The sequence below is a fragment of the Sinomonas gamaensis genome (genome assembly GCF_005876955.1).
Lineage (GTDB): Bacteria > Actinomycetota > Actinomycetes > Actinomycetales > Micrococcaceae > Sinomonas > Sinomonas gamaensis.
This window is the reverse complement of record NZ_SSCL01000021.1, coordinates 12269-34097: the sequence shown is the minus strand read 5'-3', so window position 1 is coordinate 34097 and position 21829 is coordinate 12269. Positions and strand designations below refer to the sequence as shown.

General features: G+C 67.8%; 18 protein-coding genes. 14 read left to right on the top strand and 4 right to left on the bottom strand.

The window, feature by feature from the left end; translation table 11 throughout:
* Positions 1-63: 63 nt before the first annotated feature.
* From mihF to E5679_RS19175, 6 genes are read left to right on the top strand one after another with little or no spacing between them, the layout of a single operon-like run.
* Complete coding sequence (gene mihF / locus E5679_RS19200) at positions 64-381, top strand: integration host factor, actinobacterial type (RefSeq protein ID WP_138418892.1); 318 nt, start codon at positions 64-66, stop codon at positions 379-381.
* Positions 382-427: 46 nt separating this feature from the next.
* Positions 428-1018 carry a guanylate kinase gene (gene gmk / locus E5679_RS19195; protein WP_138418890.1) on the top strand — a complete coding sequence of 197 codons (591 nt, stop codon included), beginning with the start codon at positions 428-430 and terminating at the stop codon, positions 1016-1018.
* Positions 1019-1057: 39 nt separating this feature from the next.
* The gene (gene rpoZ, locus E5679_RS19190; RefSeq protein ID WP_138418888.1) at positions 1058-1333 is read left to right on the top strand and encodes a DNA-directed RNA polymerase subunit omega; all 276 of its coding nucleotides are present in this window, start codon (positions 1058-1060) and stop codon (positions 1331-1333) included.
* A 13-nt stretch (positions 1334-1346) separates the two neighbouring features.
* Positions 1347-2594 (top strand): bifunctional phosphopantothenoylcysteine decarboxylase/phosphopantothenate--cysteine ligase CoaBC, encoded by a 1248-nt coding sequence (coaBC, locus tag E5679_RS19185; protein WP_138418885.1) that lies wholly within the window; start codon positions 1347-1349, stop codon positions 2592-2594.
* Positions 2595-2638: 44 nt separating this feature from the next.
* Complete coding sequence (gene metK / locus E5679_RS19180; RefSeq protein WP_249336239.1) at positions 2639-3871, top strand: methionine adenosyltransferase; 1233 nt, start codon at positions 2639-2641, stop codon at positions 3869-3871.
* Positions 3871-5985, top strand: coding sequence for a primosomal protein N' family DNA-binding protein (locus E5679_RS19175; RefSeq protein WP_138418883.1), 2115 nt, complete (start codon positions 3871-3873; stop codon positions 5983-5985). Before metK ends, E5679_RS19175 begins: the two co-directional genes overlap by 1 nt.
* Here the strand turns inward: E5679_RS19175 and E5679_RS19170 are convergent.
* From E5679_RS19170 to E5679_RS19160, 3 genes are read right to left on the bottom strand one after another with little or no spacing between them, the layout of a single operon-like run.
* Positions 5957-7084 carry a glycosyltransferase family 4 protein gene (locus tag E5679_RS19170; RefSeq protein ID WP_138418881.1) on the bottom strand — a complete coding sequence of 376 codons (1128 nt, stop codon included), beginning with the start codon at positions 7082-7084 and terminating at the stop codon, positions 5957-5959. The two genes, E5679_RS19175 and E5679_RS19170, sit on opposite strands and share 29 nt — an antisense overlap.
* On the bottom strand, positions 7081-8025 hold the full coding sequence (locus tag E5679_RS19165) for an alpha/beta fold hydrolase (RefSeq protein ID WP_138418879.1): 945 nt from the start codon (positions 8023-8025) through the stop codon (positions 7081-7083). Before E5679_RS19165 ends, E5679_RS19170 begins: the two co-directional genes overlap by 4 nt.
* A 44-nt stretch (positions 8026-8069) precedes the next feature.
* On the bottom strand, positions 8070-9095 hold the full coding sequence (locus tag E5679_RS19160; RefSeq protein WP_138418877.1) for a sugar-binding domain-containing protein: 1026 nt from the start codon (positions 9093-9095) through the stop codon (positions 8070-8072).
* 60 nt (positions 9096-9155) lie between these two features.
* On the opposite strand from E5679_RS19160, the gene E5679_RS19155 reads away from it, so the two are divergent.
* The 8 genes from E5679_RS19155 to E5679_RS19120 all read left to right on the top strand — a co-directional run bounded on the left by E5679_RS19155 (position 9156) and on the right by E5679_RS19120 (position 20834).
* Entirely contained in the window at positions 9156-10940 is a 1785-nt protein-coding gene (locus tag E5679_RS19155; protein WP_138418875.1) for a glycerol-3-phosphate dehydrogenase/oxidase, read from the top strand.
* Positions 10933-12450, top strand: a complete 1518-nt coding sequence (glpK, locus tag E5679_RS19150; RefSeq protein WP_138418873.1) for a glycerol kinase GlpK — start codon at positions 10933-10935, stop codon at positions 12448-12450. The genes E5679_RS19155 and glpK overlap by 8 nt, the downstream gene beginning before the upstream one ends.
* Before the next feature lie 272 nt (positions 12451-12722).
* Positions 12723-15203 (top strand): leucine--tRNA ligase, encoded by a 2481-nt coding sequence (gene leuS / locus E5679_RS19145; RefSeq protein WP_138418926.1) that lies wholly within the window; start codon positions 12723-12725, stop codon positions 15201-15203.
* A gap of 11 nt (positions 15204-15214) precedes the next feature.
* Positions 15215-16219, top strand: coding sequence for a DegV family protein (locus E5679_RS19140; RefSeq protein ID WP_138418871.1), 1005 nt, complete (start codon positions 15215-15217; stop codon positions 16217-16219).
* Between the two features lie 48 nt (positions 16220-16267).
* Positions 16268-17074, top strand: coding sequence for a ComEA family DNA-binding protein (locus tag E5679_RS19135; RefSeq protein WP_249336237.1), 807 nt, complete (start codon positions 16268-16270; stop codon positions 17072-17074).
* 8 nt (positions 17075-17082) lie between these two features.
* Positions 17083-18051, top strand: a complete 969-nt coding sequence (locus E5679_RS20995) for a hypothetical protein (RefSeq protein ID WP_171042474.1) — start codon at positions 17083-17085, stop codon at positions 18049-18051.
* Positions 18052-18073: 22 nt separating this feature from the next.
* The gene (locus tag E5679_RS21355; RefSeq protein ID WP_138418869.1) at positions 18074-19441 is read left to right on the top strand and encodes a recombinase family protein; all 1368 of its coding nucleotides are present in this window, start codon (positions 18074-18076) and stop codon (positions 19439-19441) included.
* Positions 19442-20627: 1186 nt separating this feature from the next.
* The gene (locus tag E5679_RS19120) at positions 20628-20834 is read left to right on the top strand and encodes a hypothetical protein (protein WP_138418868.1); all 207 of its coding nucleotides are present in this window, start codon (positions 20628-20630) and stop codon (positions 20832-20834) included.
* Positions 20835-20894: 60 nt separating this feature from the next.
* Here the strand turns inward: E5679_RS19120 and E5679_RS19115 are convergent, their stop codons facing one another.
* Positions 20895-21806 (bottom strand): transglycosylase domain-containing protein, encoded by a 912-nt coding sequence (locus tag E5679_RS19115; RefSeq protein WP_138418866.1) that lies wholly within the window; start codon positions 21804-21806, stop codon positions 20895-20897.
* Positions 21807-21829: the final 23 nt, after the last annotated feature.

The window sequence follows — 21829 nt, the reverse complement described above, 5'->3', positions numbered from 1 at the left end:
CGGCGGGCTAGGTTCGCATGTATCCGCGTGGGGGTGCGCGCGACGCGATTGTGGGAGGCGAGCATGGGACTCAACCCCCTGACCTCTGAAGAACGCAGCCGGGCAGTGTCCAAGGCCACGGCAGCCCGCGCACGCCGGGCTGAGGCAAAGTCGGCGCTCAGGGCAGGCCGGCTGAGCCTCAGCGAGCTGTTCCGGCAGGCCGAGCAGGACGAGGCGCTCGCACGGCTCAAGGTGACCGAACTCCTCGAGTCGTTCCACGGGATCGGGCCGGTGCGTTCTATCGCCATCCTCGAACAGCTGGGCATCGCGGCGAGTCGGCGCCTGCGCGGGCTCGGCGTGCACCAGCGGCGAGCGCTGATAGATTTTCTCGAAGCGGACTAATGATTTTCAGGCGCGAAGGCGCCGCCGGAAGGAGCAACGGGCAGGCGTGGAGAGCACAAAGCACACGGGATTGACCGTCCTCGCAGGCCCTACCGCCGTCGGAAAGGGGACGGTCTCGACGTACATTCGCGACACCTACCCGGAAGTCTGGCTCTCCGTCTCCGCCACGACCCGTCCGCCCCGTCCGGGCGAGCAGGAGGGCGTGCACTACTACTTCAAGTCGGCCGAGGAGTTCGACCGGCTCATCGAAGAAGGAGCCTTCCTCGAATGGGCCGCGGTGCACGGGAAGAACCGCTACGGGACCCTCCGTGCCTCGGTCGAAAGCGCGATCGCGGAGGGCAAGGCCGTATTGCTCGAGATCGATCTGCAGGGCGCACGGCAGGTCAAGGCCGCAATGCCGGACGCCCGCTTCGTCTTCCTCGCGCCCCCCAGCTGGGAGGAAATGGTGCGCCGGCTTGTGGGCCGCGGCACGGAATCGCCGGAGGAACAGCAGGCCCGTCTGGAAACGGCTAAAATAGAACTCGCTGCCGAGCCGGAGTTCGACCACACCGTCGTCAACGACGATGTCCGGCGCGCGGCAGACGAGCTTGTTTCACTTATGGGCCTGACCCCCCACGCACGCCAATCGGCGCGCTGAGGGCTGTTCCGGCCAACCGCCAGTGCATTGGAGAATGACGTGACGTCGAACCCCGAAGGAATCATCAACCCGCCGATCGATGATCTGCTGACCAAGTCGGACTCGAAGTACGGGCTCGTGATCTTCGGGGCCAAGCGCGCCCGCCAGATCAACGCCTACTACGCCCAGCTCCACGAGGGCCTCTTCGAATACGTGGGCCCGCTCGTGGACACGAAGCTCAACGAGAAGCCTCTGTCGATCGCCCTGCGCGAGATCAACGACGGCCTTCTGGTGGCGCGCCGCGCCGAGGGCGAGTCCGAGACCCAGCAGGACTGAGGCCCGGCCCCGCGTGCGCGTCGTCCTGGGTGTCGGGGGCGGGATCGCCGCCTACAAGGCGGCCTCGCTCCTCCGGCTCTTCACGGAGGCCGGCCACGACGTGACGGCTGTCCCCACCGAGGCTGCGCTCTCTTTCGTCGGCAAGGCGACGTGGGAGGCTCTCTCGGGCAAGCCGGTACGGACGAGCGTGTTCGAAGCCGTCGAGACGGTCAACCACGTGCGCCTTGGCCATGAGGCCGAGCTCATTGTGGTCGCTCCTGCCACGGCGGATCTGCTCGCGCGCGCCGCGGGCGGGCACGCCGATGACCTCCTCACCAACGCGCTCCTCATGGCAAGGTGCCCGGTGCTCATGGCGCCCGCCATGCACACCGAGATGTGGCGCCACCCTGCCACCCAGGCGAACGTTGCCACGCTCCGTTCTCGTGGCGTTGCCGTGATGGACCCTGCGGAGGGGCGCCTCACCGGCAAGGACAGCGGCCCTGGGCGGCTTCCGGAGCCAGAGGAGATCTTCGCGGAGGCGCTGCGCCTGGTCGCGGCTGGCTCGAAGACAATGGACGACGCCGGCCGCGCACCTGAGGAGGGGCCGCTCGCCGGGCGTCGGGTCCTCGTCTCCGCGGGCGGGACTCGCGAGGCGATCGATCCGGTGCGCTTCCTCGGCAACCGTTCGTCCGGGAAACAGGGCGTGGCCATCGCGCGGGCGGCACTTCGCGCCGGCGCAAGCGTGACGCTGGTGGCGGCCCATCTCGAGGTTCCACCTCCAGCGGGGGTCGAGCTCGTCTCCGTGGAGTCCGCCCTCGAGCTGCATGGTGAGATGGTGGAGCGCGCTTCGGCTGCGGACGGCGTCATCATGGCGGCCGCGGTGGCGGACTTCCGTCCAGCCCGGCCTCAGCGGTCCAAGATCAAGAAGCGCGACGACGTCCCCGACGAGCCGATCGCCCTCGTCCGGAATCCGGACATCCTCGTGGACCTGGTGCGCCAGCGCGACGGCGAGGGCGGGCACCAGATCATTGTCGGGTTCGCGGCCGAGACTGGCGATGAGGGCGCGGACGTCCTCGAGTACGGCCGCGCCAAGCTTGAACGCAAGGGCTGCGAGCTCCTGGTCGTGAACGAAGTCGGGACCGACCGGGTGTTCGGCCAGGACGAGAACTCCGTGACGATCCTCGCGAAGGACGGTGCCGAGCCACAGCATGTGGCGGGGAGCAAGGACGAGGTGGCTGACGCCGTCGTCCTCCGTCTCGCCCGCGCGCTTGACGCTCGGTGACCACGCGCCCCGGCCAGCTGCCGGGCAGGAAGTAGAGTATTCCAGTGACCCATGCTCCCCACGGCGCCGGACTCCCGGCCGACACGACTGCCCTGCGGCTCTTCACCTCTGAGTCCGTCACCGAAGGGCATCCGGACAAGATCTGCGACCAGATCAGCGACGCGATTCTTGACGCGCTCCTGGCTGCCGATCCGGAGTCGAAGGTCGCGGTCGAGACGATGGCGACCACGGGGCTTGTCCACGTTGCGGGCGAGGTGACCACGGACGCGTACGTCGAGATCCCGCAGATCGTGCGCAACACCATCCTCGGCATCGGCTACGATTCGTCGGCGAACGGCTTCGACGGGGCCCGCTGCGGGGTGTCCGTCTCGATCGGACAGCAGTCCTCGGACATCTTCGACGGCGTCTTCAATTCCCTCGAATCCCGCGAGGGGACGCTCGAGGACGAATACGATCGCCAAGGCGCGGGCGACCAGGGCATCATGTTCGGCTACGCGAGCGACGAGACCCCGTCCTACATGCCGACGCCCATCTGGCTCGCGCACCGACTCTCGGAAAAGCTCACCGAGGTGCGCAAGAGCGGCGAACTGCCCTACCTCCGGCCCGACGGCAAGACACAGGTGACCGTGGGCTACGACGGCGATCGGCCGGTGTCCGTCGAGACAGTCGTGATCTCGAGCCAGCACGCCGAGGGGACTCAGCTCGCGCAGCTGCGGGCGGACCTCGCGGACCATGTGATCGCGCCGGTGCTGGCGGCGAGCCAGCTTGAGTCTTCCCATGTCCGCAGCATCCTGAATCCCGCCGGACCGTTCATCATCGGAGGGCCGGTCGGGGACGCGGGGCTGACCGGGCGCAAGATCATCGTCGACACGTATGGCGGGTTCTCGCGCCACGGCGGCGGGGCGTTCTCGGGCAAGGACCCGTCGAAGGTGGACCGCTCCGCGGCGTACGCCATGCGGTGGGTGGCCAAGAACGTGGTCGCAGCGGGTCTCGCGCGGCGGGCCGAGATCCAGATCGCCTATGCGATCGGCCAAGCGCGTCCTGTGGGGATCTACGTGGAGACGTTCGGCACCGAGAGCGTGGACCCCCTCCGCATCAGCGCTGCGATCAACGAGATCTTCGACCTGCGGCCGCGGGCCATCATCGACACCCTCGACCTCAAGCGACCGATCTACGCCAAGACCGCGGCCCACGGCCACTTCGGCCGGGACGAGCCCGACTTCACCTGGGAGCGGCTCGACCGGGTCCAGGATCTCAAGGACTTCTTCAACGACTGATGGGCGCCAGCGGCTCCGATTCTGGCCCTCAGCCTGTCGCCCAGCCGTCGCTCCTGCTCGGTTTCCCTGAACCAGAGCTGCCGCGGAGCACGCCGGTGGCCGCGCGAGAGCTTCCGGTCGCGCGAGTGTGCGTGGAGTCGCCGCTCCCGCAGCTTGACCGACTGTTCGACTACCTCGTTCCGGAGGATCTCTCGGAAGCGGCGCAGCCTGGGGTGCGCGTGCGCGTGCGGGTCGCGGGTCAGGAGCACGCCGGGTTCATCATCGAGCGAACCGAGTCGTCGGACGCCGGGGTCGGCCTGCAGCCGCTCGGAAAGGTGATCTCGCCCGCCGTCGTGCTCACGCCCGCCGTCGTCCGGGTAGCACGCGCCGTGGCCGAACGCTGGGCGGGCGCCCTCGGGGATGTCCTGCGGTTCGCGGTGCCGCCGCGTGCTGCCCGCGTGGAAGCCGAGTATCTCGATGAGCTCGCGGCTCCCGAGTCGCACGACCCAGAGATTCTTGAAGCGGGCCCCGTGGACGAAGTGACGGGAGCGGAGGATCCCGCCGCTTGGGCCGGCCTGCATCCTGGGCCCGCCTTCCTCCGGCACCTCGCCGCCGGGCGGAGCCCGCGAGCCTCGCTCGAGGCGGTTGAGGCCTACGGGCCCAGCGCCTGGCCAGTGCTCGTCGCCGAGGCCGTGCGCACCGTTCACGGTTCCGGCCGCGGTGCACTCGTCATCGTTCCGGATCGGCGTGATCTGGACCGTGCCCTCACGGCCCTCACCGAAGCCCTGCCCGGCGAGCCCATCGTGCGCCTCTCGGCCGAGGACGGGCCCACCAAACGCTACCGGGCGTACCTCGACCTGCTCTCGGGCAGGGCCAAGGTGGCGGTCGGAACGCGCGGGGCCGCCCTTGCTCCAGTTCGGAATCTCGGACTCGTGGTGTGCTGGGACGACGGCGACGACCTGCACGCCGAGCCTCGTGCACCCTATTTCCACGCGCGGGAGGTATGCCTGCTCCGCTCGGAACTCGACGGCGCCGCGCTGCTCCTTGCGGGCCACGCGGTGTCGGCGGAGACCCAGCGGCTGGTGGAGAGCGGTTGGCTCCAGCGGATCGCCGCCTCGAGGACCGAGCTCCGGCGCCGACTGCCTCGCGCAGTGAGCACGTCGGACAGCTTCGAGAGCGCCCGCGACCCCTATGCGCGCATCGCCAGGCTGCCGCACGCCGCGTGGCAGCTCGCGAGGGAAGCCCTCGAGCGAGGGCCGGTCCTTGTGCAGGTGGCCCGGGCCGGCTATGCGCCCTCGCTGGCCTGCGAGCGGTGCCGGGAGCCAGCGAGATGCGCTGTGTGTGCGGGCCCGCTCGCGGAGTCCGCTTCCGGCGGGCGAAGGACCATCGGGTGCCGATGGTGCGGGACTCCGGCAGGGAGCTGGTCGTGCCCGCATTGCGGGGGCCAGACGTTCCGCAGGACGGCTGTGGGTGCGCTGCGAACCGCGGAGGAGCTGGGCCGGGCCTTCCCCGGGGCGGTCGTGGTGACCTCGTCGCGCGAGCAGGTCAAGTCCGAGGTGCCGGACACGCCCGCGCTCGTGGTGGCGACCGTCGGGGCCGAGCCCGTTGTCGCGTCGGGCTATGCCGCGGCCCTGCTGCTCGACGGCGACTCCCTGCTGGGCCGCGAGAGCCTGCGGGCCGGCGAGGAAGCGCTCCGGCGATGGCTCAACGCGGCCGCGCTCGTGCGGCCCGCGGCCGAGGGCGGAAGCGTGGTCATCACGGCCAGCGAGCACGAGGCCGTTTCGGCATTCGTGCGGTGGGATCCGTCCGGTTTCGCGGCGCGGGAGCTCGGTCTCCGGCGGTCGCTGGGCCTACCGCCCGCAGTTCGGGTTGCCGCGGCCACGGGGACGCGGACGGCCGTGGAAGCCTTCGCACAGGCCAGCGCAGACATACTCGGGCGCCCCGGCGTGCGCACCGCCGGCCCCGTACCGCTCTCGGGCGTGACGCCGCAGGCTTCCTGGCGGCTGCTGGTCTTCTTCCCGGTCGCGGACGGCCCGGAGGTGACCCGGGGCCTCCGCGCGGCGCGCATCGCGCAAGCTGCTCGGCGCGGCTCCGAGCCGGTGCAGCTCAGGCTCGACGGGACCGAGCTGATCTGATGCGGCGCTTGCCGAAGCGGCGGCGCCGGCCGAACAGCTCGATGGCCTCTTCCGCCGCTTCCAAGAGTGCTTGCGCCGACTGATCCCAGCTGAACTTGGCTGCCTGCTGCGCGGCCGCCCGGGACGCCTCGCCCCACCTGCCGGGAAGCTCGAGCTCGCGGACGGCCGCCGCGAACTCGTCGGGGGAGTCCGGATCGACAAAGCGCGTGCTGTCGCCGCCGACCTCCCTGAAGATCGGGATATCGCTCGCGATGACCGGCGTCCCGACGGACATCGCCTCGACGAGCGGCAAGCCGTAGCCCTCGGACCGCGAGAGGCTCACCAGCGCCGTGGCCTCCCGCAGCAGCGTCTCGTACTCTTCCTCGCTGACCCCGCCATGGAAGACGACCTGCGCCCCCGAGGGAACCAGGGATTCAAGCTCCCTGCGTCGGGCAGGGGAGATGCGGCTGAGGAGGTGCAGGGTGTACTCAGGCAGCGAGGCCATCCCGGCGATGACGGTTTCGACGTTCTTGTAGGGCATGAACGAGCCCATGTAGATGAGGCTTCGTGCCGGTTCGGCCAACGGGTCCCGCACGTCGCGATCGCCCTGGGGCGCGTTGCCCACGATGCGTACGGGCCGCTTTGTGAGTTTCTTCTCCGCCATGAGCCATTTGGTGGTATGGCTCACCGTCGCGACGACGTCGGCTCGGTCAAGGAGGAGCCTCTGCGGCCAGTAGGCCTTGTGGTAGAGCCGCCAGAGGACGCGGACCGGTGCGGGCAGGAAGCCCGGCGGTTCCGGGTGCTCGTAGTAGATGAGGTCGTGGAGCGTCAGGATGAGGGGGTACCGCCGGCCCCACGTTCCCATCGTCTGCATGGGGCAGAAGACGGCATCAGGTTCGAGGCCGTTGACGCGGGCCGCGATGAACAGCTCGGCGGGGGAGAGCGGGCTGGACACCTTGACGTGAGGCACATCGGGGAGCAGCGCGAGCTGCCGCTCGTCGTTGATGAGCATGGCCGTCTCGGTCCGCGATGCGACGGCTTCGATGAGGCTTGCCCCGTACCGGCTGATGCCGTCGTGGTGGTCGGTGCGGGTGAACCGGGCGTCGACGAGGAGTCTCATTCGGCCGCTCCTTCGGCAAGGAAGGCGCGAATCGCGTCCGCAGCCGGCTGCGGGGTTTCGTAGTGGATCAGGTGCCCGACGCCGGGGATCACCGTGAGCCGGGAATCCGGCAGGCGGTCGTGGAAGGCGCGGACAGCGGGCAGGGGCGCAACTTCGTCTCGGTCGCCGGCCACGAGGAGCACGGGGAGCATGAGGCGGTCTCCGGCTTCGGCGGCGGTGTGGGAGACGGAGGCCCTGAAGGCCTCAAGGAGCAGGTCCCGGTTCGCGAAGCGGGAGAAGTAGGCCGCATGCTGGCCGTGAACGAAGCTGCGCAGTGCCCCGTCCCGGGTCTTCGCCATCGCTTCGCTCATCAGGCGCACGAGGGCGGGATGCCGCAGGAGCGCGGATCCGGTCCTTTCGGGAAGGCTGGCTCCTGCTCGGTAGTAGGCGACTGCCAGTCGGCTGAGCATCCCCTTCGGCCCTTCGAGCGCGGGCGCGGAGATGGGATTGACGAGGATCAGGCGCGAGAACCGCTTGGGGTTGTCCGCGCAGAAGCTGGCCGCGACGATCGAGCCGAAGGAATGGCCCAGCAGCACGGTCTCGCTGGGAAGCGTCAGGGCCTCGGCAAGTTCGCCCAGCCACGCGGCGTAGCCGTCGATGTCGTGGCGGCCCGCAAGCGGCCCTGAGTCCCCGAAACCGGGCAGATCGGGCATGATCACGCGGATCTCCGGGAGCTGGTCGACGATGCGGAGGAGCCCGTGATGCGTGCCCCGGAACCCATGCACCGCGAGGATTGTGGGAGCGTCCGCTCTGGCGCCTGAGACGGGCTCGTAGGCGAAGACCGCAGTCTGCGAGCCGAGTACCTCTACGGTGGTCCGGCGTTCTCGCTGCGCCAGCATGGGCGAGAGGAATTCGGGGTGGCCCGCGGACCCCTTGGGAGCGGTCGCCGCCTTGGAAGTCATGGTTTCGACTCTACCGGCAGGCGTCGACTTTGCCGTTCAGGCGCTCAGGCCTCCAGCGCCAAGAGGGAGCGGGCGGTCGACTCGTCGATGATGAGTACTGTCACGAGGCGGGCGTTCAGTGCTCCTCGGAGCGCCCTGGCCTTCGACGGGCCCGAGACGACGCAGAAGCGGTGCTCGACGGAGCGGATCAGCCGGTGCTCGGGTCCCGTGGACCGGTCATTGAGAGCGATCCCGTCGCCGCTTCCGTCGTCGCGGAAGAAGACGGTCGCAACGTCGCCTACGACCCTTTCGCGGGCGAGAGACCGGAGATCGCCGGCGTCGAGATAACCGCCCGTGTACACGTGGCTCGGGATGTCCGAGTGGAGGGACCCCACGCCGAAGACGGCCACGGACATGCGCTCCTGGACGTCGAGCACGCGGCGAACGCTCCGTTCCTGCCACATCAGCCGCTTTGTCTCGGCGCGGTCGAAGAACGCCGGGACCGGAAATTCCTCGACTGCCGCGTCGTAGGCCGAGGCGAACCGCCTCATGATCTCGCTCGCGTACCCGAGCCCCATCGTCTGGGTGTTGGCGGCGCCATTGAGCTGGACAACGGTGCTCCCGTGCGTCGCCTTCCGATTCAGGTAGCGGCTCATCGACGTGAGGGTCGAGCCCCAGGCCACGCCGATCACGGCATTGGACGTCACCAACGGTGTCAGGGTTCGGGCCGCATACATGGCGACCCGGTCCCGGGTCTCCGCCTCGTTGAGGTTCGAGGCGTGCGGGACCACGTGAGCGCGGATCCCGTAGCGTTCTGCGATGGCCGACTCGAGCTCGGCGGAGGACTCGAGGGGGTTCCAGATCTGGATCTGGACGAGGCCCGATTCCCGCGCGAAGGCCAGGAGCCGCGAGACGGTGGAGCGCGACGTTCGGAGCTCGCGGGCGATTGCGTCCATCGTGAGGTCTTGGAGGTAGTAGAGCTGGGCCGCCAGAAGGGCCTCGCGCTGCTTCCTCGCACCGGAGGGAGGACCGGGAGATTGTGCGGATTCTCCGTCCTCGGCAGACGGGGAGAGCGGCGCAGGCAGGCTCATGCAGCCCATTTTTGCACGTTTGTGCACTCGCCTTGAACTTTCTTCTCAGGCCTTCCCAGAATGGCTCCATCCCGACTTCTCCAGGAGGAATCCGTGCCCGCTGCCCCTGCGACCCGTCCCACCGTCGAATCCCTGCGCGGGCGCCCCCGCGCACAAGTGCTCATCGTCGGCGGAGGAATCAACGGTGTAGGGACGTTCCGCGATCTCGCGCTGCAGGGAATCGACGTCGCGCTCGTCGAGCGCGGAGACTACTGCCAAGGAGCCTCCGGGGCGTCCTCCCACATGATCCATGGCGGGATCCGGTACCTCGAGAATGGCGAGTTCAGGCTGGTCCACGAGTCCGTCGTCGAGCGCAATCGCCTCCTGCGGATCGCACCCCACTACGTCAAGCCGCTCCAGACCACCATCCCCGTCTTCAGCACGTTCTCCGGTCTGCTCAACGCGCCACGGCGGTTCCTCACCCACCGATCGGGGAAGCCCCAAGAGCGCGGCGCACTCCTCATCAAGCTCGGACTCTCCCTCTACGACGCGTTCTCCCGCGAGGGCCGCAGCGTTCCGCGGCACCGCTTCGTGGGACGCAAGCGCTCGCTCCGCGAGTTGCCTCGCCTCCGGCCTGACGTCAAATACACGGCGACCTACTTCGACGCCTCGGTGCACAACCCGGAGCGGCTGACCCTCGACGTGCTGCGCGACGGGCTCGAGGCTGGTGCCGGCGCGCGGGCGGCGAACTACGTGAGCGCGGTTGGAATGCACGACGGCGTTGCGCGGCTGCGCGATGAGCTCACCGGCGAGGAATTCGACTTCGCTGCGGACGTCGTCGTGAATGCCACCGGCGCCTGGACGGATCGCACCAACGAGGCCCTCGGCGCAGCGACGCGATACATGGGCGGCACGAAGGGCTCGCACATCGTGCTGGATGCGCCGGAACTCCTTGCGGCGACGGGTGGGCGCGAGATCTTCTTCGAGCACACCGACGGCCGGATCGTCCTCATCTACCCCATCGGGGACCGCGTGCTCGTGGGCACCACCGACATCGATGCGGGCGAAGACCTCGAACCGGTGTGCACCGAGCACGAGATCGCGTACTTCTTCGACCTGATCCAGCACGTCTTCCCGGGACTCAGCGTTTCGAGCGACCAGATTGTCTACACCTTCTCGGGCGTCCGCCCGCTTCCGCGACACGACGCAACCGCTCCGGGCTTCGTCTCGCGGGACTATCGGATCGAGCGCTCGGCCCGCCTGGGCAATGGTCCCGTGGTCCTCAGCCTCGTCGGCGGGAAGTGGACCACCTTCCGGGCTCTGTCGGAGCATCTGGCAGACCGCGTGCTGGCCGAACTCGGCCGCGAGCGCAGGATCAGCACCTCGGAGCTTCCCATCGGAGGGGGCGCCGCCTACCCCAGCGACGCCGAGGCGCGGGAACGGTGGCTTGCCTACCATGCCTCGGGTGACGGCGCGACCACGAAGGACCGAGCTCGCGCAGAAGTCCTCCTCGAACGCTACGGCACGCGAGCGCAGGACGTGATGGCCTTCCTCAGCAAGGGCGATGACCGGCCACTCGAGAGCACCGCCGAGCTCAGCGTCCGCGAGCTGGCATACATGGCCGAGCACGAGCAGATCGGGCACCTCCTCGACGTGCTGATCCGCCGCACCTCCCTCGCCTTCCGAGGCCTCGTCACCACCGACGTCCTTAGCGAGATCGCTCAGGAGCTCGCGCCGCTCCTCGGGTGGGACGGCGAGCGGGTGTCCGCAGAGGTTGACGACGCCCTGCGGACTCTCGCCGTCTCTCACCGGGTCCAGGCGGATACGCTCGGGTGTGTCCGACCCGAAGGAGCCGTGAATGTCTGAGAAGTACGTCATTGCCATCGACCAGGGCACCACGAGCACCCGAGCGATCGTCTTCGACCACGCGGGTTCCATCGTGTCCACCGGCCAGCTCGAACACCGACAGCTCTTCCCGCAGGCCGGCTGGGTGGAGCACGACGCCAAGGAGATCTGGGACAACACCCGCGAGGCGATCGGGCAAGCCCTCTCGAAGGCGAACCTGACGCGCCACGATATTGCCGCCGTCGGCATCACCAACCAGCGGGAGACCGCGGTCGTCTGGGACCGGACGACCGGAGAGCCCGTGTACAACGCCATCGTCTGGCAGGACACCCGCACGCAGCCGATCGTCGACGAGCTGGCTGCGGACGGCGGGGTAGATCGGTTCAAGGGCACGGTCGGCCTCCCGCTCGCAACCTATTTCTCCGGCACCAAGATCAGCTGGATCCTCGACCATGTCCCGGGCGCACGCGACAGGGCGGAGGCAGGCGACCTGCTCTTCGGAAACACCGACTCGTGGGTCCTGTGGAATCTGACGGGCGGGGTAGAGGGCGGAATCCACGTCACCGACGTGACGAATGCTTCCCGGACGCTCTTCATGGACCTTGAGACATTGACGTGGGACCGGGACATCCTCAAGGTCTTCCGAGTCCCGGAATCGATGATGCCCGAGATCCGGTCGTCGTCGGAGGTCTACGGCCACGTCCATACGTCCCAGCTGCTCCGCGAGGTCCCCATCGCCGGGATCCTCGGCGACCAGCAGGCGGCGACCTTCGGCCAGGCAGCCTTCGGGCCCGGCGAGGCCAAGAACACCTACGGCACGGGCTGCTTCCTCATCTTCAACACGGGGGAGGAGATCGTCCACTCCAAGAACGGCCTGCTGACCACGGTGGGGTACCGTCTCGGGGACGCGAAGCCCCACTACGCGCTCGAGGGGTCGATCGCCGTCACCGGCTCCCTGATCCAGTGGCTGCGCGACAACTTGGGCCTGATCCGCACTGCCCCCGAGGTCGAGGACCTGGCCCGGTCGGTCAAGGACAACGGCGGCGTCTACGTGGTGCCCGCATTCTCCGGCCTGTTCGCGCCCTATTGGCGCCCGGACGCACGGGGAGCGATTGTGGGACTCACGCGCTTTGCCAACAAGGGGCATATCGCCCGCGCCGCGCTCGAGGCGACCGCCTTCCAGACGCGCGAGGTCCTCGAGGCGGTCAACGCCGACGCCGGTGTGCCGCTGACCGAGCTCAAGGTCGACGGCGGAATGGTCGCCAATGACGCGCTCATGCAGTTTCAAGCGGACATCCTGGGAGTCGACGTGGTCCGGCCCAGGGTGATCGAGACAACCGCGCTCGGCGCCGCCTACGCCGCGGGCCTGGCGGTCGGGTTCTGGAGCGACCTCGGGGAACTCGCGGCCAATTGGCGCGAGGATCGGCGCTGGAGCCCCACGATGGACGAGGCCGAGCGCGACCGCCAGATGCGCCTGTGGAAGAAGGCCGTCACGAAGTCGATGGACTGGGTGGACGACGACGTGCGCTGAGGCGACGTCCCCCCTCGTTGCGCCGTCACGTCCGCAGGGTGTGACGGCGCAACGAGGTGGGTACCGGGCCTGCGCTAGGATTGGCGGTATTCAAGGCATCCTCCGGGGTCGATAGCCGCTCGGATTGAGCGGCAGCCCCTCCCTGCGAGGGGCTTTTGTGTGTCAGGAGTCGAGTGGTGACGGGTGCCAGAACGAGACGAACAGTGGAGAGAAGCACGGTGAGCGAACAGCAGACGGCTGGGAACGCGACAGCCAGCGGGGCAGATGCCGCCATCACGGCAGAGAATGCCTACAGCTTCGCGGCGATTGAGGCCAAGTGGCCTGCGGTGTGGGATCAACTCGGCGTGTTCACGCCGAAGGACGACGGAAGCCGCGAGCGTCGCTACGTGCTCGACATGTTCCCGTACCCCTCGGGCGACCTCCACATGGGCCACGCCGAGGCGTTTGCCATGGGCGACGTCGTGGCGCGCTACTGGCGGCTCAAGGGCTACGACGTGCTGCACCCAATCGGCTGGGACTCATTCGGCCTTCCCGCTGAGAACGCGGCGATCAAGCGCAACGCCCATCCGGCGGAGTGGACGTACAAGAACATCGACACCCAGGCCGCGTCCTTCAAGCGCTACGGCCTGAGCCTGGACTGGACTCGGCGCCTGCACACTTCGGACCCCGAGTACTACCGCTGGACGCAGTGGCTGTTCCTGCGCTTCTACGAGCGCGGGCTCGCCTACCGCAAGAATCACCCGGTCAACTGGTGCCCCAAGGACCAGACGGTGCTCGCCAACGAGCAGGTGGTGAACGGCGCGTGCGAGCGCTGCGGCACCCCCGTCACCAAGAAGGCGCTCAACCAGTGGTACTTCAAGATCACCGAGTACGCTGACCGGCTGCTCGATGACATGAAGGAGCTCGAAGGCCACTGGCCCGAGCGTGTCCTCGCCATGCAGCGCAACTGGATCGGTCGTTCCGAGGGCGCCCACGTGGACTTCACCATCGAGGCGACCGGGGACGGCAGCAGGTCCGAGCAGAAGGTCACCGTCTTCACGACCCGGCCGGACACGCTGTACGGCGCGACTTTCTTCGTGGTCGCTGCCGACGCCGACCTCGCGAGCGAGCTGGTGGCTCCCGAGCAGGCCGCCGCTCTGGCCGAGTATCAGGACCGCGTCAAGGCGCTTTCCGAGATCGAGCGTCAGAACACCGACCGCGAGAAGACGGGCGTCTTCCTGGGCCGTTATGCCGTCAATCCGCTCAGCGGCGAGAAGCTCCCCGTGTGGGCGGCGGACTACGTCCTCGCCGACTACGGCACGGGCGCGATCATGGCCGTCCCAGCCCACGACCAGCGCGACCTGGACTTCGCCCGCGCCTTCGGACTCCCGGTCCGTGCGGTGCTGGACACGGGTGACGAAGATCCGGCCGCGACGGGGATGGCGACGGCGGGCGAGGGCACCATCGTGAACTCGGGGCCGCTCGACGGGCTGTCGAAGGCGGAGGGTATTGCCAAGGCGATCGAGATCGTCGAAGCCGCCGGCACCGGTGAGGGGACCGTCAACTACCGCCTGCGGGACTGGCTGCTGTCACGCCAGCGCTTCTGGGGAGCGCCGATCCCGATCATCCACTGCGAGGTGGATGGCGAGGTGCCTGTACCGGACGATCAGCTGCCCGTACGCCTTCCTGACGACCTGCGCGGGGAACAGCTCGCGCCCAAGGGAACGTCACCGCTCGCCGCGGCAGAGCACTGGGTCAACGTGGCCTGCCCCCAGTGCGGCGGGCCCGCGCGCCGTGATACCGACACCATGGACACGTTCGTGGATTCGTCCTGGTACTACCTTCGGTACCTCTCGCCCGACTACACGGAGGGCCCTTTCGACACTGCTGCAGCGAAGCGCTGGATGCCAGTCGCTCAATACGTCGGTGGAGTCGAGCACGCGATCCTGCACCTGCTGTACAGCCGGTTCTTCACCAAGGTCCTCAAGGACATGGAGCTTGTCGACTTCGACGAGCCCTTCGCCGCCCTCATGAACCAGGGGCAGGTGCTCAACGGCGGAAAGGCCATGAGCAAGTCGCTCGGCAACGGAGTGGACCTCGGCGAGCAGCTGGATCAGTACGGCGTCGACGCTGTGCGCCTCACGATGGTGTTTGCGTCGCCGCCGGAGGACGACGTCGACTGGGCCGACGTCTCGCCGTCGGGCTCCGCGAAGTTCCTGGCTCGCGCCTGGCGCCTGGGGCAGGACGTCACGAGCGAACCCGGTGTGGACCCCGCGCAAGGTGACCGCGCCTTGCGCAGCGTGACGCACCGGACGATCGCCGAGGCCGGTGAGCTCGTCGAGGCCCACAAGTTCAACGTGGTGGTGGCCAAGGCTATGGAGCTCGTCAACGCGACGCGCAAGGCCATCGACGCTGGGCCGGGAGGATCCGATCCCGCCGTCCGCGAGGCAGTGGAGACCGTTGCCATCATCCTGAGCCTCGTCGCGCCGTACACGGCCGAGGACCTCTGGGCCGCACTCGGACACGAGCCGTCGGTGGCGAACGCGTCGTGGCCCGCGTACGACCCGGCGCTGCTCGTCGAAGACACCGTCACGGCGGTCGTCCAGGTCCAGGGCAAGGTCAGGGATCGGCTCGAGGTCTCGCCGGACATCGCCGAGGCGGAGTTGCGAGAGCTGGCCCTCGCCTCGCCGAACGTCCAGCGCATCCTCGACGGGCGGGGCATTCGCACCGTGATCGTGCGGGCACCCAAGCTCGTGAACATCGTCCCCGCCTGAGCGGCATGGCCATGACCGGTCCTTCGGCGCCCGGGCGGCCCAGGAGCCGTCCCATCTGGGACCGTTGGGGGCGGCTCCGGATCGCGTCCCGCCAGCCGGCGCAGCCGAAGGTGCGCACCGCCGTCGTCACAGACAGCGCGGCGGGGCTGCCTGCCGATTGGCTGGCCGAAGCGGAGGCCGCGCCCTGGTTCGAGACCGTCCCGTTGTCAGTGCTGGCTGGCGAGGAGATCTTCGCCGACGGCCCGGAGGCAGAAGCGGCATTGGGGATCGCGCTGGCGGCGGGACGCCCAGTCAAGACGTCCCGCCCGGCGCCCGGTGTTTTCGAACGGATCTACCGAGACCTCGAGCGCCGCGGCTTCGCGGCGATCGCCTCCATCCATCTGTCCGGCGCGCTCTCCGGAACAGTCGACGCGGCACGGTTGGCTGCGGAGAAGGTCGGGATTCCGGTGCATGTTCTGGATACGCGGACCGCCGGCCTCGCTCAGGGCTTCGCGGTGCAGTCCGCCGCAGCAGCCGCGCGGGCGGGGGAGGCGCCCGACGCCGTCCTGGCGGTGGCCAGGGAAGCGCTTGCGGGCGCCGAGGTGAGGTTCTTCCTTCCGAGCCTTGAGCAGCTCCGGAGGGGTGGGCGGATCGGTGCCGCGGCCTCATGGGTAGGGACCATGCTGTCGATCAAGCCCTTGCTTGCCATCCGAGATGGCCAAATTGTCCCCATTGAGCGGATCCGCTCCGCTGCGCGCGCCATTCCACGTCTCGTCGACCTCTCAGTTCGCGACGCGCGGACCCGAGCGCAGCCCCGGCTCGCCGTCCATTACTTCGGCAATCGGAGCGAGGCAGATGCCATTGCCGGGCAGCTCGGGGAGGCCCTTGGCGGTGACGCGGACGTGGTGGTCTCGCCGCTCCCCGGCTCGCTTGCCGCACACACTGGGGTCGGCGTCCTGGCAGTCGTCGTCACCGAAGCCCGCCGCGGTTCGGACTCTCCCCTCACAGGCGCTCCTTTCGGCCGTCTATCCACATAGCGCGTCCGCGGGCCAAGGCTCTCCGATGGTTCCTGCGACGCTGGTGGCATGGGACGACGAGCGCGCACAGGATCCCTTGCGGCCCGTCACCGCTGGGAGCACTTCACCGACGTTCTCGGCAGCGAGGGCCGCCCCGTCGAGGGAGGGATGGCAGGACTCTTGGACGGGCCCGGCGGCGAAAATGCGGACGATGGCGTCGAGCGCATCCGCTCACGACCTCGCTTCGGGCTTTCCTCGGCTGTCGCTGCCGTTGTGGTCTGCGTTCTCTGTGCCGCGAGCGGCCTCTGGTGGTGGTCCACCATTTCGTCCCCTCCGAAGGTCCAGCCGGTCGACGCTCCCGGCCCCCGTCCATCGAGCAGCGGGGGAGAGGCCAGCGGCGGACAGCCGAGCGGGGCTGCGGGCGACGGCGGTCCCGTCCTCGTGGTTCATGTTGCCGGTGCCGTGGTGTCGCCCGGGGTCTATCGCCTGCCGAACGGCAGCAGGATCCATGACGCCATCGGTGCAGCTGGCGGTGCGATTCCCGAGGCTGACCTTCATCGGCTGAATTTGGCGGCGCCGCTCGAGGACGGCATCAGAGTCCTCGTCCCGCGTCCGGGCGACGCGGTCGAGACGTCTCCCTCGGCTCCGGCGAGCAGTTCTGGCGGGACCGCATCATCGCGTGGCAAGGTCAACCTGAACAGCGCCAGCGCGGAGGAACTTGCGGGCCTCCCACGCGTCGGTCCCGTCCTCGCCCAGCGCATCGTGGAGTACCGGCAACAGCACGGTCGCTTCGCCTCGCCTGAGGACCTCGATGCCGTTCCAGGAGTCGGCGCAAAGATGCTCGAGTCCCTGCTTCCACTGGTGGTCGTGAAGTGAGGCGGCGAATGGGAGAACCCGCTTCGGAGAACTGGGCGCGTTATGTCGAGTCAGCAACGCTGGGCGCTGGGCGTTCAGCGGCGGGGGAGGAGCTCGGGGAAGCCGAGCAATCCACTCCCGTGCCCCGCTGGCGGACGGCGGCTGAGCGCGCGGGACAGGCGGTGCGGGAGTGGGCGAGGGCGGGCGCCCAGGACTCATCCGCCTCTGCCGAGAGCTTTCTCGGCTGGCGTGACCTACGCCTCCTGCCAGTCGCCGTCGCCGTCTGGGCCGGCGCCGCCTGGGCAGTCATCGGGCCGGCAGCGGGCCTGGCCCTTCCGTCCGTCGCCGGGTGGGCCGGAGGCGTTCTTGGGGGCGGCCTGCTCGCCGCGGCGCTGTTGCGCCTGAGGGCGGTCAAGCTCGCGGTCGTCGTCGCCGCCCTCGCGTGGGCTGGAGGTTTCGGGGCAGGTGCGGCACGGCTCGCGCACGACACAGCTGGCCCGGCGGGTCGGCTCCTCGCAGAGGGAGGAGACGCCCAGGTGGTGTTGGAACTGCTCGGTGAACCACGCCGCCAGCAATCGGGTGGACCGTATTCCTCGGCACCTCGATACATCGCCGATGCTCGACTCGTTGCCGGCACCCGCATGGGCCTGCGATTCACTGGGTCGGCTCGGGTCGTGGTCGTGGGAGTCGCCCTGAATGGTCTTCGCCGAGGGGACCTTGTCGAGGCCCCGGCGCGCGTCGAGGGCGGTCGCTCCGACGGCACCGGATTCGTCTCGCTGAGGGGTACCCCCAAACGGACCGGCAGTTCGCCGCAGTCGTATCCGACAGCCGCCCTGCGCGAAGCCCTGAGGACTCAGGCCTCGGGCCTGCCTCCGGATGCCGCCGGCCTGCTTCCCGCCCTCGCCGTGGGAGACCGGAGCGTCCTCGACCCTCAGCTCGAAGCGGACCTTCGGGCCGCCGGACTGAGCCACCTCACGGCGGTCAGCGGGGCGAAGTGATGTTTGGCCTATACTTATTAGAGTGCGCGCAGCCATTTACACTCGAGTTTCACGCGACAGGTCCGGCCAGTCGCGCTCCGTCACATCGCAAGAAGCCGAGTGCCGCGCGCTCTGTGCGCGAAATGGGTGGGACGTCACCTCGACCTACAGCGATAACGACCGTTCCGCTTCGCGGTACGCCCGGAAGGGGCGGCCAGAGTTCGAGCGGCTGCTGGGAGACCTGACGCAGTTCGATGTAATCGTAACTTGGGAAGCGTCTCGAGCAACGCGTGATCTCGCGGTATACATACGGATGAGAGCCGCGTGTCGAGAAGCCGGGGTCCAATGGTGCTACAGCGGCCGCCTCTACGATTTCTCGCGAGTAGATGACGCGTTCTCAACGGCTCTTGATCTGATCGTCGCCGAGCGCGAGTCGGGCCAGGTGTCCGACCGGGTCCAACGCGAGGTCCGAAGGCTCGCCCAAGCTGGCAAACCTCATGGCCGGCTGCCCTACGGATACCTGAGGGAATACGACCCTTCGTCTGGTTCCTTACTCCGGCAGGTCCCTGATCCTGAGCGGGGCCCGCTCATCACTGAAGCTGCAAACCGCGTGATCACGGGCGAATCAATCTATTCAATCAGCAAGGACTATCGGGCACGTGGTCACACTTCGATGACCCCCTTGCAGATAGCTCGCTTGCTTCGTTCCCCAACCTATGCCGGCAAGCGCGTCTATCGCGGTGCGGTGATTGGCGAGGCCACATGGCCTGCTCTAATAGATCCCGAGAAGTGGGACGTTCTTCAAGGGATCCTCTCAGATCCCAAGAGGGGAAAGTTTCACGGCAGTGAGCCTGCCCATCTGCTGACCGGAATCGCACGATGCGGTGTCTGCGACGAGCATGTCGTTCGGTTGGTTAATCGTGGGAAATACCCAACCTACATCTGTCGCGAAAACTACTGTGTTGCACGCTCGCAACCAAAAACTGACGAACTCGTGGTCGCCGTCTTGAAAGCCCGCCTGTCGAAGTCCGACGCGCTGGAAGCTATCCACGCTCATGCAGCACCGGACGTGAGCGGCGCCGCAGGTGAGGTCGCTGCGCTTGAATCGCGGCTAGCGGGCCTCTATGAGCAGGCAGCTGACGGCTCGTTGAGCCCGGCGGGATTAGCTCAGGTCGAGAAATCGGTGCTGGCTAAACTAGACGCCGCCCGTCAGAAGCTGAGGGCTCTGCGGACGCCGCGCCGGATAACGATCCCCAACCCAGGGGAAACCGCGGCTCAGTGGGATGATCTCCCGCTCCGTGACCAACGCGAGATCATTCGTTCTCTGGTGCAGGTGCGGGTCATGCCGGCGCGTGCGAAAGGCGTACGCTTCGATCCCCAGTCGATCATCATTGAGTGGCGCACCGAATAGGGCTGAACTTCGCGGAGGTCTGACTAAGGCCGCCCGACATGCATAGCAGGCCGTGCCGGTTGTCCACCTTGCCCTACTGATTTCACGGCGCATCGTCAGGACCTGAGCAGTCGAGATCATTGGAAAGGCGACCGCCGACGGCAGGCAGGGCTACGAGTACGAGTCCCACGGCCGAGAAGATCGACGGGCAGGTCAATACCGACCACTTCGAGGATGCGAAGGTGATGAAAAAGAACCTGAAAGGCTAGGCCGTCATGCGAGACGGTCCGCGAGCCTGAAGGCCAGGGCTGCCTGAGTCTAGCTGGCGTTGCCCGCAGGTGACCTGGGCAGTCATCGCCTCGCGTAGAGGTTGTCGTAGGCGAGGACCTCCAAGGCGGCGTCCACGATCCCCGTGCCTTCTCCCGCCATTCTTGGCGTGTCGTGCGCCGCGCCTCTCCGAGGTCTGCGTCGAGCAATCCCAGGACCGTGCCTCGCGGGCGCAGCCCTCAAAGGGTCCGCGAAGGCGCGCGGCCACCGGCGACAGTCATGAAATGCATACGAGGCCCTCCTCGCCCCGACGACGACCGCCCAAAGGTCTGACCGGCTGCGCACTCGATCATGCCGTCTCCTTCTCGCCGATCCCTTCTGAGAACAACCTCGCTATGAGCGTCGCTTGCCCATTCGTGAGAGGCGGGGCTGAAGCCATGAGCCGTTCGACGTACTCGTCTATTCCCAGTGGCCGGGACTGCGGGTTCTCTGGAGCTTTATCGGAATGCTTCACGCCAGCTTCTATGCGTCCTAGCCCGTGACGGCCGTGTGCAGCGGAGCAGACCAAAGCTAGCGACAAGAGCGCGAACTGCCACTCTCCGCTGGGTGGGCCCGCAAGGCGAGGACGGCCACAGGACCCATCTGACCTTTCACCGACGCCCGTGCCAAGGGGCAGGGGAGTCACGTTACGTTCCGGATGCCCTGATTGCCCAATAGGTAGCTCCGTCAATGGCAATCGAGGGTCGCGAGCCCAGCGCCTCGCTCGCCATCTGCTCAACGCGTCCAGGCGGCCGTAGCCGCAGTCAACGCAACTTGGAGATGGAGGACGGCTTCTAAGGAGTCGTCAGGGTCTAGCGGGTCGTCGGCGGTCCGGATCACCGGGGGAGATGGAAGCGGATCAATCATCGAGAGCATCACGCGCCACAGCGGTGCTGAGGAGGTGGCCAAGCTGATTGGCCAGTACAGCGGTTACCTCCGTGGTGAAGTGATCACTGTCTGTATTTACGACCGCCTGACAGATGGCAACTACCGCTACACCATTGATGCCTGGGTCGAGAGCGATCCGACGCGGCGCGGCTTCGGCAACGGTTGCTCCACGATTGACGAGGCGCTCGCGACGTACCACTGGGACAAGCTCAAAGGCTAAATGGCCCGAAGGAGAGGGCCGCACCCGCTACTGCACGACCCTCTCCGTCCTTGGGGGAAGCTACTTGATAGCGCCCTCGGCCTTCAGCCGGTCGGCTACGGCTTGCGGCATGGTCGAGCAGGCGTCGGCGGCATTCTGCGTGTCTGCGTGCATCGACGCCGTGTCGGTGATGCCAATCGTCGCGACGGCCATTTGCCAGCCACCCATACCGGCAAGCTGGCGCGGCACCCACACGTTCGCGGCACCGTTGATGAGATCCACCGCCGTCTTATCCGCGGCAGAACTGAGATCGAGGCCGCCGTTTGCGGCCCGCCTCACGTTCTCGGGATCTGGCAAGACTCCCATGAGCTGAGCGGCTTGGTATTGGGTCACTGCCGACGGTGGCGTGTTGAAGTAGTACCAGGTCGCCCCGCACACTCCGAAGAGCTTTGGGCCGAACTGCGCGTAATTGAGGTACAGCTCCACGATCCGCTTCTTGGGCAGCCCGAAGTCCAGCTCCTCGGCCAGCACCGCTTCGACACCCTTACGGACCCAGTCTTGGCTCGGCCAGAGGTAGAGATTCTTGGCCAGTTGCTGGGGGATAGTCGAGCCACTGGGGTCGGCCTGGTTCGTCGCGTAGGCCTGGGCGCGTGAGAAGAAATCGTTGAAGTCAAATGCGCCGAAGCGAGTACCGAGCTGCTCGTCTTCGTGAGCGACCGTGGCGGCGATGAGGAACCGGCTGATGTGATCGACGGACACGTTTTGCTGCACGACCGGCGCACCGGCCTGGATCATGTACGACGTTGTTGACGGGGTGAGCCAGTTGAGAGGAATCGTCACGCAGACGCTGAGGACAGCCATGCTGACGAAGAGCCGGACCAGAAAACGGAAGAAGCGGTGGAGACGATAGCGTTTCCTCGCCACCGGGCGCAGGGGAATGACCTTGGCGGGCGGGCGTTGGGGAGGTTCTTCCGAGACGGGTAGAGCGGACATGGCGGGGCTCCTCGAAAAGGGTA

What these genes read in the sequence shown, in the direction of transcription:
- E5679_RS19115 (WP_138418866.1), bottom strand. Translation starts at nt 21,806, where the DNA reads ATGTCCGCTCTACCCGTCTCGGAAGAACCTCCCCAACGCCCGCCCGCC.
- E5679_RS19140 (WP_138418871.1), top strand. Translation starts at nt 15,215, where the DNA reads ATGACCGGTCCTTCGGCGCCCGGGCGGCCCAGGAGCCGTCCCATCTGG.
- mihF (WP_138418892.1), top strand. Translation starts at nt 64, where the DNA reads ATGGGACTCAACCCCCTGACCTCTGAAGAACGCAGCCGGGCAGTGTCC.
- E5679_RS19160 (WP_138418877.1), bottom strand. Translation starts at nt 9,095, where the DNA reads ATGAGCCTGCCTGCGCCGCTCTCCCCGTCTGCCGAGGACGGAGAATCC.
- E5679_RS19170 (WP_138418881.1), bottom strand. Translation starts at nt 7,084, where the DNA reads ATGAGACTCCTCGTCGACGCCCGGTTCACCCGCACCGACCACCACGAC.
- glpK (WP_138418873.1), top strand. Translation starts at nt 10,933, where the DNA reads ATGTCTGAGAAGTACGTCATTGCCATCGACCAGGGCACCACGAGCACC.
- E5679_RS20995 (WP_171042474.1), top strand. Translation starts at nt 17,083, where the DNA reads ATGGGAGAACCCGCTTCGGAGAACTGGGCGCGTTATGTCGAGTCAGCA.
- E5679_RS19165 (WP_138418879.1), bottom strand. Translation starts at nt 8,025, where the DNA reads ATGACTTCCAAGGCGGCGACCGCTCCCAAGGGGTCCGCGGGCCACCCC.
- E5679_RS19155 (WP_138418875.1), top strand. Translation starts at nt 9,156, where the DNA reads ATGGCTCCATCCCGACTTCTCCAGGAGGAATCCGTGCCCGCTGCCCCT.
- E5679_RS19135 (WP_249336237.1), top strand. Translation starts at nt 16,268, where the DNA reads ATGGGACGACGAGCGCGCACAGGATCCCTTGCGGCCCGTCACCGCTGG.
- E5679_RS19175 (WP_138418883.1), top strand. Translation starts at nt 3,871, where the DNA reads ATGGGCGCCAGCGGCTCCGATTCTGGCCCTCAGCCTGTCGCCCAGCCG.